Source organism: Dietzia sp. SYD-A1 (assembly GCF_015356725.1).
GTDB lineage: Bacteria > Actinomycetota > Actinomycetes > Mycobacteriales > Mycobacteriaceae > Dietzia.
This window is the reverse complement of record NZ_JADDKI010000016.1, coordinates 1-10,071: the sequence shown is the minus strand read 5'-3', so window position 1 is coordinate 10,071 and position 10,071 is coordinate 1. Positions and strand designations below refer to the sequence as shown.

At 70.4% G+C, this 10,071-nt stretch carries 8 protein-coding genes and 1 pseudogene; 5 read left to right on the top strand and 4 right to left on the bottom strand.

Annotated elements, in window-relative coordinates:
* Positions 1–342: LysR substrate-binding domain-containing protein (locus IY392_RS00805; protein WP_255541985.1), on the top strand; the 342-nt coding region annotated here is incomplete at its 5' end.
* Between the two features lie 58 nt (positions 343–400).
* Here the strand turns inward: IY392_RS00805 and IY392_RS00800 are convergent.
* Positions 401–1,837, bottom strand: a complete 1,437-nt coding sequence (locus tag IY392_RS00800; protein ID WP_194860273.1) for an amidase — start codon at positions 1,835–1,837, stop codon at positions 401–403.
* A gap of 84 nt (positions 1,838–1,921) precedes the next feature.
* On the opposite strand from IY392_RS00800, the gene IY392_RS19045 reads away from it, so the two are divergent.
* Positions 1,922–2,971 carry a helix-turn-helix transcriptional regulator gene (locus IY392_RS19045; RefSeq protein ID WP_228548860.1) on the top strand — a complete coding sequence of 350 codons (1,050 nt, stop codon included), beginning with the start codon at positions 1,922–1,924 and terminating at the stop codon, positions 2,969–2,971.
* 164 nt (positions 2,972–3,135) lie between these two features.
* Here the strand turns inward: IY392_RS19045 and IY392_RS00790 are convergent, their stop codons facing one another.
* Positions 3,136–3,312 carry a hypothetical protein gene (locus IY392_RS00790; protein ID WP_176475023.1) on the bottom strand — a complete coding sequence of 59 codons (177 nt, stop codon included), beginning with the start codon at positions 3,310–3,312 and terminating at the stop codon, positions 3,136–3,138.
* A gap of 501 nt (positions 3,313–3,813) precedes the next feature.
* Here IY392_RS00790 and IY392_RS00785 point away from each other — a divergent pair.
* From IY392_RS00785 to IY392_RS00775, 3 genes are all read left to right on the top strand, one after another.
* Positions 3,814–4,713, top strand: a complete 900-nt coding sequence (locus IY392_RS00785; RefSeq protein WP_194860272.1) for a hypothetical protein — start codon at positions 3,814–3,816, stop codon at positions 4,711–4,713.
* A gap of 111 nt (positions 4,714–4,824) precedes the next feature.
* A complete protein-coding gene (locus IY392_RS00780) occupies positions 4,825–5,490 on the top strand; it encodes a hypothetical protein (RefSeq protein ID WP_228548859.1) in 666 nt (221 codons plus the stop codon).
* 898 nt (positions 5,491–6,388) lie between these two features.
* The gene (locus IY392_RS00775) at positions 6,389–9,091 is read left to right on the top strand and encodes an ATP-dependent DNA ligase (protein WP_194860271.1); all 2,703 of its coding nucleotides are present in this window, start codon (positions 6,389–6,391) and stop codon (positions 9,089–9,091) included.
* A 215-nt stretch (positions 9,092–9,306) separates the two neighbouring features.
* Here IY392_RS00775 and IY392_RS00770 read toward each other — a convergent pair whose 3' ends face one another.
* A complete protein-coding gene (locus IY392_RS00770; RefSeq protein ID WP_194860270.1) occupies positions 9,307–9,819 on the bottom strand; it encodes a hypothetical protein in 513 nt (170 codons plus the stop codon).
* A 40-nt stretch (positions 9,820–9,859) separates the two neighbouring features.
* A pseudogene (locus IY392_RS00765) lies at positions 9,860–10,071 on the bottom strand (hypothetical protein); the annotation flags it as partial.

Here is a 10,071-nt window from a genome sequence, read left to right as displayed (position 1 = left end):
GTCTCCGCTGCCCTGGACGACGCCGCCGTCTCCCCCGCCACGATCGTGCGCGCCCAGAACGTGGCCGCCGTCGCCGGCCTGGCCGCCTCGGGCCTGGGAGTGGCTCCGGTCCCGGGCTTCGTGTTGCCGCTCATGCGCTTCGCCGGCCTGACCTTTGTACCCCTCGTGCCGGAGCGGTCCCGCACCATCACCCTGGTCCGCCACCGGGACCGCCCGCTCTCCCCCGCCGTCGGAGCGTGGATGGACGTGGTGGACCGGCACCTCGGGTCGGGCCCGGACGGGCTGCTCGGCGTGCGCTGGGTGCGGCCCGGAGCCGGTCCGGGGGGTGGGGCCGCCGGGTAGGGATGGCCCGGCCCCGTGATGCTCCGGCCGCGCAGACAGAGCACCACGAGGCACGAGATCAGACCGTGGTGACGTGGACTCCGGGGCGGCGGGCGGACCAGGGCATCGCGGCCTCGAGCTGCGCCGCCACCCGGAGGAGCATCGACTCCGAGCACATCGGCCCGGCGAGCTGCACGCCGATCGGCAGGCCCTCCCGAGACTGCCCCAGCGGCAGGCTGATCGCCGGCGTCCCGGTGGTGTTGAACAGCGGGGTGAACGAGAACGCGTCGAAGATCCTGCGGGTCCACCCGAGGGCGTCCAGGTCGGCGTTCGCATCCAAATAGCCCAGCGGCATGGCGGGGTGGTTGGTCGTGGGGGTGAGCAGGATGTCGTGGTCACCGAAGAACCGGCCCACCTCCCGGGAGACCGAGGTGAACGTCGCGGTGGCCGCCGCCATGTCCAGGACGGACAGGCCCCGACCGAATTGCACGCACGCCCACGTGGTGGCCTCCAGGTTGTCCGGGCCCGCGGTCGTGCCACTCATCGCCTCCACCCCCATGACCGATTCCGCCAGGAAGGCCGCCCACGCCTTGGCCGTGGCCTGCAGGAACTCCTCCCACTCGAAGGCGGGCGTCGCCCGCTCCACGTGGTGGCCGGCCTCCTCGAGCGTCCTCGCGACCTGCTCCACCGCGGCCACCACCTCGGGGTCGACCGCCGTGCCCGCCCACGAGTCCGTGTGCAGCGCGATGCGCAGCCGGCCCGGATCGGCGCCCACCTCCCGGGCCCACGGCCGTTCCGGCGGGGCGATGATGAACCGGTCGCCCGGGTAGCTCACCGCGACCTCGTCGAGCAGGGCCGCGGCGTCCCGGACGGACCGCGTGACGGCGAACTCGATGGCCTTGCCGCTCAACGCGGTGCTGTCGAGATCCGGGCCGAGCGGTACCCGGCCCCGGCTCGGCTTGAGGCCCACCAGCCCGTTGACCGCCGCCGGGATCCGGATGGAACCGCCACCGTCGTTGGCGTGGGCCATCGGGATCGCCCCGGCAGCCACCAGCGCCCCGGACCCGCCGCTCGAGCCGCCCGCGCTCCGCGAGGTGTCCCAGGGGTTCCGGGTGGAGCCGTAGACCAGGGCCTCCGTGTTGGCGTTGTAGCCGAACTCCGGCGTGGTGGAGACCGCGACCGTCGCCAGGCCGGCAGCCCGGAACCGCTCCATCAGATGCGTGTCCGCCGGTGGGACCACCCCGTCGGCCAACATCCTCGTGCCCATGCGGGTGGGCACGCCCTCGGCATGACAGACCAGGTCCTTGATCACGAACGGCACCCCCGCGAAGGTCCCGTCCGAGGCGTGGTCGAGTGGCGTGTCGAACGGCCCCGACGCCACGGCGTTGAGGTGCGCGTTGACGGCGGTGATTCCGTCGGTGGCGAGCGTCGCCAATTCGTCCGCGGTGACCTCACCGGCGGCGACCATCGCGGCGAGCGACGTCGCGTCCTGTGCTGAGTATTCCTCGACGTTCACGGGTCCTCCTGGGGTTGGCATCCGGCGCCTCTTACGCCGACTGCCCGAATGGTGGCACCATGTGCTCCAGGTCACATCGGCCGAATGGCCGATGCCCCTTTCCGCCCCGGCCTGCGACGATCGGAGGTGTGCGTGACGCCGGAGATGACGTGGTGGGTCCGTCTCGCCGACAGCGTGCGCGCCGCCGGCCGGGGTGAGGCCCCCCTGGACGAGCCGGTGCGCATGGTCCGCGACGGGCTGGGGTTCGACTGCGCCACGCTCGTCGGGCCTCAGCGGGCCACCACCGGCCAGGCGCACCCCGTCCTGGTGAACCTCGACTACCCCGGCGACGCCATCCGGTTCATCTCCACCACCTACGCGGCGGAGTGTCCCGCGCACCGTTACATCACCGAGCAGCGCGTGGCCGGACGGTTCATCGACCTGCCGTACGACTTCCGCTCCTCGCGCACCTACCGGGAGGCGCTCAAGCCCAACGGCTTCCACGAGGGCCTCACGCTCCCCCTCGGCGTGCTCCGCCACGGTTCGCCCCGCCCGGGATTCCTGGCGCTGAGCTCCACCCACGGCCGGCCACTGCGCGACGAGGCCCTGCTCGGGCTGACCATGCTCGCCAGCGAGATCGCCTCCCTGACCGATCCCCGGGCGACTCGCCCTCCCGCCCCCGCGGACCTCGTGGTGTGGGTGGGCCGCGGCACGCTCGACGTGCGGGTGGGTGACGTGGCCGCCGGCCCCTTCACCACCAGGGACCTCTCTCGGATCGGGGCTCTGCACCAGCGCACCGGGGCGGCGCTGGGCTTCCGGCACCGCGACGGCTCACGGGGCTGGTGGCACGTCACCACCGACGCCGCCGGGGACGGGGTCCTGATCCGCATCCAGGAGGCCGAGTGCGACGATCACCTCACCCCGCGTGAACTCGATGTGGTGGGTCTGCTGTCCCGCGGGTGGACCAACGACGAGATCGCCACTGCCCTGGGGATCTCCGTGCGGACCACCCGGACCCACGTGGAGGCCGCGCTGATGAAGCTCGGAGTGCCCAACCGGACCGCTCTCGGGCGGGAGGCGCTTCTCCGCGATCTCGACAGCCTCGACGCGATCCGCTGCGTGGCCGAGGCGAGTCACCGCTCGCTGCCCGCGTAGACGGGCACGGGCCCGGACATGCGCGGACCCCGGGCCGCGGGTGCGGTCCGGGGTCCGTGTAGTGCCTCAGGTGGCGGGCGCGACTTGTTGCGGGCGCGACTTGTTGCGGGCGCGTCAGGCGGCGCGCGGCCGTGCGTGCCGGGTGGCCGGGAGAGGCCTCCCGGTCAGGAGATGCCGCCGAGGAGGTCGGTGGGCAGCATCCCGGTCAGCGAGTCGGTGCCGCTGCCGTTGCCACTGCTGGCCCCCTGGAGCAGCGAACCCAGGCCGAGCGATCCCAGGATGGGGGCGGCGAGCGAGCCGAGAGCGAGTGAGCCGAGCGAGCCGATGGCGTCTGAACCCATGAGTAGGCGTCCTTTCGGGTGGGTGCGGGTGTCGTGGCGCGGTGGGCGCCTGCCCTACCGACGGTAGCAGCGGTGTGCCGCATATCACACCGCTGAAGGCGGCGTCTCGCTACTCTGGCGCTCGTGGCGACTTGTCGCGCCGAGATGGCGTCGGATCCGGCACTCGTCGACGCGTTGATCGGATCCCCCTACTTCCATGCCGGCCTGCGCGCCTTCGCCGACCCCGACGCTGCACACGTTCACCGCGTGGCCCCCACACCTCCACTTCGGCAGGGCGATGTCGTCCGGTGGCCCGCTCGGGTCACGCGTCCTCGTCGATCCCGGCATACGCCGCCCATGCTGGGACCGTTCGGCGCCTGGCGCGAGGTCTTTCGCCACAGGCAGCGTCCGCGGCCGTCGCGGGCGTACACCGTCACATCCCGCAGTCGCGGGCAGCTGGAGCTCCGACTCTCACGCGGGGGCACAGTCTCACTCGGGGGCACAGTCTCACTCGGTGGCACGGTGAGGTTCACGGTCGAGCGCTCGGACACCTGCCACCACGCGGTGCTCTGCATCGACACAGACCTGCCCGCCCGGATGACCCGGCTGTTGTTCGACTACGTGGAGGCCGAGGGTCGGGACTGGCAGCACTTGCTCGGGTTCGGCATCCGGCCCCTGACCCGAGATCCCCACCTTGACTGGATTCGGCAGCTCGGCCCACTGGCCGAGACGCACGGGGAGTTCACCGACAGCGCGGTCGAGAACTGCGGTTTCCCGGCCCTGCTCAAGATCCGCCATCCCGCCCGCACGGGCGATCAGGACGTCACCTGGGACGAGGTTGCCCGGGAGAACGGGGTGACTATCTCGCCGTCGTCGATGTGGTGGGACCTCGCCGTCACCAACGACGCTCCCCCGCCGCAGGACCGATTCGATGCGCGCGATGATCGGTTCGGGACGCCGCTCGAGGGCGCAGAAGGGCTTGCCGGAATCGGGGCGCTCTTCGAGGTTCTCGCCGGCCACACCTCCACACCCGAGGAGGCGTTCGGGGCGGCCTTCGAGACCTCAGGTCTTGCCTGGAACTCCTACGGGCCGGGCCCCGACCACTCGGTGGCGTCCTACACCGGCAATCCGGACGCGCGGGTCCACCCGCAGCTCACCGCCGTCCCCGCCTCCCAGATCTGCTCACCCGAGGTCGACCTGGGGCGCACGATGAAGGTCCTCCAGACCACGGTCATCGATGCACCCGCGATGTCGGGACTCGCCTCTGGCCGCTTCCGCGGTGTCGACGCCCTGTGGCCCGACGGCCGGGAATGGCTCGTGGTCACGGACGTCGACTGGGAGTACTCCTTGCTTGGTTGTGATCGAGGCACGGCCGAGGCGGTCCTCGCCGCCGAGGGGGTCGAAGCGGTCGAACTCGGCTGAGTGGTCGTCGTCATCCGGCCGATCGGTTCCCTGTGGCGGAGCCATTGACGGAGGACGGTGAGATCCGATGTGACGGCTCCACACGGGTCGTCAGTCGACCAGAATCACCTCATGCGAGAAATCGATCTTCCCCGCCCCGAGAAGCTGGCGCCCAGGTGGTCCGCACTGGCCGCGGTGCTCGCGGCGTACGGGCCGCGGTGGGCGGAATCCGCCTACGCCACCGACTCGACGTGGCATTACGACGACGGCGGCGGCAACTGGGCCGACATCCGCTTCGCCGGCGAGGGGCGGGCGGTGCTCCTGGGTCACGACCACGAGTACTCCACCACATACTTCCGCGCCGCCGCCGAGTACTTCGGGGAGCCCGAGACCGACCTCCTGGCCGGGTGCCCCGCGTGGTGGGCCGAGGCGATCGGCGACCACCTCGAGCGCATCGACTCCGAGGGCACGTGGATCGGGTTCATCTACGGGTACGACGGCGGCACGTGGACGCGCGCTGACTACGACGCCGACGACGGCTTCACCTCCCTGAACCTGCCCGCCCTCGACGACCGGGCCGTGCTCTCGCAGATCACTGGCCAACTCACGCGGTCCATGGGCGGCCACCCCGCCGGCGCGGCACCCGCCCCGGCCCTCCTCGACCGAGTGCTCGCCGAATGCCCCGACCTCAGCGCTGACACGGCACAGGCTCTCCTGGGTGGGCGCGGGCTGGATGTCGACGCGGCCCTGCGCGCAGCGCACCAGTTCCGGCGGAGGCCACAGGAGCACGCCACGTAGCGAAGACCGTGAGTGTCTGCCTGGCGCCATACGCTGCCCGCGATGTCTGACAATGCTGTGAGAGTGGCCTATGCCGATGAGTCATTTCGCGAGGCATCGAACGGCGGGTTCTACGTCCTCGCCGCGGCGGTGTGTGAAGACTGCGTCCGTGACGCGGTTCGTGCGGCCATGCAGATGCTTCGAGGAAGACGACAGACGCCCACACTGCATTGGAACGAGATGGACGCCAGTCAGCGGACCACTGCTGCGGCGACAGTCGCTGCTTTGGATGGCTTCCATATCGTCGCGATCGGAACACCGGTCCCCCGTACCCGCCAAGTCCGCGCACGAGCGAGACGTCGCAACAGTCCGCGGTGCTCGGTTCTCGCTCCCCAAGGGTTCGCGCTTCCACGTCGAGCACGTGCCCGGCAGGCAGGAGCCTAAACTGTGGTCTGCCGATCTCGTGGCCGGCGCAGTCCGCGCTAGCCGTCAGGGCGACGCGACTTTTCGACGAGAACTGGACCACTGCTTGTACGAGAGTGAACTGGATACCCGCACCCGACGAACTCCGGACATGCGTAAGGCCAGGGTCCCGGTCTGCCCCGGGTGCACCTGGCCTTGCGACTCGCCCGGCACCCGCGGTGCCGCGCTCTCGACTCACGGTACCCGGCCGCATCCACGGTGCAACACCTCTGCACTCACTCGCCGCGGAGATCCTGACCAAAGTGGACCGAGGGTAGTTCGCGTGGTCGATCACGCCGGTGCATTGACCATCCGACCTCAAGCCGGGGTCGGGGAATGTCGCACCGGGCGGGTATCTACACCGCTTCTACCTCGCTGACTCGGGGTGACGCCCTGTGCCCGAAGAGCATCCCCGTAGCCGGTCGCCATTGTCCGACTCGAGTGCCAGAGTGGACCCATGGCGAGCAAGGGCGGCAAGGAGTCGGTCGAGGTCGACGGGCGGACGATCCGTTTCACCCACCCCGACAAGGTGCTCTACGAGGCCACCGGCACCACCAAAGCCGATGTGCTGGAGTACTACCTCGCGGTGGCGCCGCTCCTCATGACGTACGCCGGTCAGCGTCCCGTGACGCGCAAGCGCTGGCCCGACGGCACCGAGGACAAGTCCTTCTTCGAGAAGAACCTGCCCTCCCACACGCCCGACTGGGTCTCGCGGGTGGCGATCGAGCACTCCTCGCGCACCGTCACCTACCCGGTGCTCGACTCCCCCGCCACGCTGGCGTGGTTCGCCCAGCAGGCCGCGCTCGAGCTCCACGTGCCGCAGTGGACCCTGACCGACGGCGAGCCGGGGCGGACCAGGCGGATCGTCATCGACCTGGACCCCGGCCAGGACGTCGACCTGGACACGACGGCGAAGGTCGCCCTGCGCGTCCGGGATCTCCTCACCGAGGCGGGCCTGGACTCCTACGCCGTGACCAGCGGATCCAAGGGCATCCACCTCTACGCCCGCCTGGACAAGGCCGTCACCGCCAAGGGCGCCTCCGCGGTGGCCAAGCAGATCGCCCAGTCGCTGGCCAAGCAGACCCCGGACCTGGTCACCGCCACCATGAAGCGCTCTATCCGCGACGGCAAGGTGTTCGTGGACTGGAGCCAGAACAGTGGCGCCAAGACGACCGTCGCGCCCTACTCCCTACGCGGGCGCGCCGAGCCGTGGGTTGCTGCCCCGCGCTCGTGGGAGGAACTCGGTGACGGCGGGCTCACCCACCTGCACTGGGACGAGATGCTCAAGCGACTGGAGTCCGAAGGCGACCTGCTCGAAGGCTTGGAGGGACCCGCGAAGAAGGGCGGCGGGTCGAAGAAGAATGCCACCAAGAAGTCCGCCACTAAGAAGTCCTTGGCATCGCGAGAGAAGAAGTCCGCGAGCAGCAAGAAGTCCTCGTCGTCGTCATCGGATGACGGGGACCCCGAGCGCGGCGGTTCCGATTCTCCCGGCGCCGATTCGGACGGTTCCGATTCCGGCAGCGACGACTCCACCCGCGCCGCAGCCGAGGAAGGCTGCGACACCGGCCCCACCGACTCGGACGCCGTGGTGACCAGCCTCGAGGAGTACCGCCGCAAGCGCGACCGCCGCAAGACCCCGGAGCCGTTCGACGGCGAGGTCGAGACCGACCGCTCCGACGACGACGGCCCGATCTTCGTGATCCAAGAGCACCACGCCCGCCGCCTGCACTACGACCTGCGGCTCGAACATCACGGCGTGCTGGCCTCGTGGGCCGTGCCCAAGAACCTGCCCACCGAACCCAAGGACCGGCGGCTGGCCGTCAACACCGAGGACCACCCGCTCGGCTACGAGACGTTCGAGGGCACCATCCCCAAGGGCGAGTACGGCGCCGGCCACATGACCATCTGGGACCGCGGAACCTACGAGTGCGAGAAGTGGAAGCCCGACGAGATCATCGTATGGCTGCACGGTGAGAAGGTCTCCGGCCGGTACGTGTTGATACGCACGAACGCCGAGAAGAACCAGTGGATCGTGCAGTACATGAAGGACCAGTCGCCGGACTCGTTCTACGGCGGACGCGACAACCCCAAGTCGTCGTACCCCTCGGATAACGACCGCTCCGGGGGGTCAGACACGTCGCGGTCCCGCGAGTCGGGCGACTCGACTACCCGCCGTTCGGACGCTGGGCAGACCCGCGACTCGGACATGGCCGATCGCCCCGACGCTCCCCCTCTGCCGATGATCCCCACCTCGGGGTCGGTGACATCCTTGCCCGAGGACACGTGGGCCTTCGAGGGCAAGTGGGACGGCTACCGGGTGACCGTGGCGACCGATGGCCGACAGAGCAGGGTGATGAGCCGCAACGGCAACTCGATGGACTGGCTGGCCGACGGCTTCCCCGGGCTGGCGCAGGCGATCGGGAAGCCCGCGGTGCTCGACGGCGAGCTGGTCGTGCCCGGCCCGGACGGCGTGCCCGAGTTCTCCGCACTGGCCAAACAGGCCGCCGCGGAAGGAGACGACTCGTCGATCGGCCCGGTGCACCTGTTCGTCTTTGACGTCCTGGGACTCGACGGCGTGGACCTCCGCCGAGAACGGTGGGAGCGGCGTCGCGAGGTGTTGGACCTGTTGACGCCGGCACTCGAGGAGGTCGAGCGGGTCCACGTGCCGGGCGTGCTCGACGGACCCGGCGACCGCGCACTGGACGAGGCCGAGGAATTCGGCTGGGAGGGCATCGTGGCCAAACGCCGGGACTCGCACTACCAGTCGGGAAAGCGGGCCAAGACCTGGCTCAAGGAGAAGCTGCTCACCACCACCGAGGCCGTGGTGGGCGGCTGGCGGCCGGGCAAGGGCGGGCGCTCCGGCTCGCTCGGCTCACTGCTGCTCGGGCTGCCCGCGCACACGGGGCTGACCTACATCGGCCGCGTGGGCACCGGCTTCTCCGACCGGCAGGGCAAGGCGCTGCTGGAGGAGCTCGAACCGCTGCGCCGCAAGACCAGCCCGTTCCTCGAGGACCTGCCGTCCGACGCCCGCCGCGACGCCATCTGGGTGCTGCCCAAGCTCGTGGTGGAGGTCCGCCACCAGGGCTTCACCGAGGAGGGGGTGCTGCGGCAGTCCTCATGGCGGGACATCCGCCGGGACAAGCTGCCCGGGGATCTCTAGGGGCAGCTCGAGCGCCGCTGCGGTCACGTGCGTTCTTCGCCGTGTTGCGTTACATGCCCGGCCTACTCGCCCGGCCTACTCGCCCGACGCATGCCCGGGTCCGCGTGCCGGTCACGCTCACCGAGGTTTTGGTCGTGGTTATCGCGCTGACCGGGGCTAATCTCCGCGCTGAGCACGACCGAAACGCAGGAGACGGCCGGCGGATTCGATGGGGACTACTGCCGACCTTGCGGGAAGAAGCGCCCGAACCCGCGCCTCCCGGCGGAGTCGTACTGATGAACCAGGGTCCTCAGCCGCAGGGTCAGCTCGTCCATGCGTGCTGTCCGCCCGAGTAGCTCGTCGATCTCGTCCGCTCCCGGGCGGGCATCGTTGAGCAGCGCGTCGGCGTCTTCGAGGACATCCAGGAACTCCGGGTCCCGCGCCGCCCGCTCCTCGATCTTCGGAAACCTCTCGACCAGTGAGGTCCCCACCGCCCGGCTCTCGCGCAGGTCGTACCAGGACTCGACCGTCAGTGAGAGCGCCCTGTGCGCCGCGTCGTGGGCCGCCTCGACAGACGCGGCTGCCTTCGTGGCCGTCACCTGAAGCGGATCCACTCCGGCCAGCAGCCGGCGGCGGTGGGCGAGTTCGTCGATCGACGAGCGCACCAACCAGGTGATGTACCAGAACCAGCCCGCGATCACCGCCAGGAACAGCAGGCCGATGACCACGGGAACGATGAGCCTCACCACGGTGCCACCTGCTGGACAGCGCGATCACGGGGCACGATCCTCACCCCGCCACCAGCGCGAGCACGATCCCCAGCGGGATCGCCAGGGAGACGGCGGCGCCGACGAGCTTGGCGACGGCCGACCACAGCAGCCGGGACGCCTCCGTCTGCGCGCCCTGCTCGTCTATCACGCAGGCCTCGCGGGCCGCGACCTCCACCCGGGTGGCCGTCGCCGCCGGCCACCCGCGCGGCACCCGGCGCAGCGGATTACGGC

What these genes read in the sequence shown, in the direction of transcription:
- IY392_RS00780 (WP_228548859.1), top strand. Translation starts at nt 4,825, where the DNA reads ATGCGAGAAATCGATCTTCCCCGCCCCGAGAAGCTGGCGCCCAGGTGG.
- IY392_RS00775 (WP_194860271.1), top strand. Translation starts at nt 6,389, where the DNA reads ATGGCGAGCAAGGGCGGCAAGGAGTCGGTCGAGGTCGACGGGCGGACG.
- IY392_RS00790 (WP_176475023.1), bottom strand. Translation starts at nt 3,312, where the DNA reads ATGGGTTCAGACGCCATCGGCTCGCTCGGCTCACTCGCTCTCGGCTCG.
- IY392_RS19045 (WP_228548860.1), top strand. Translation starts at nt 1,922, where the DNA reads ATGGCCGATGCCCCTTTCCGCCCCGGCCTGCGACGATCGGAGGTGTGC.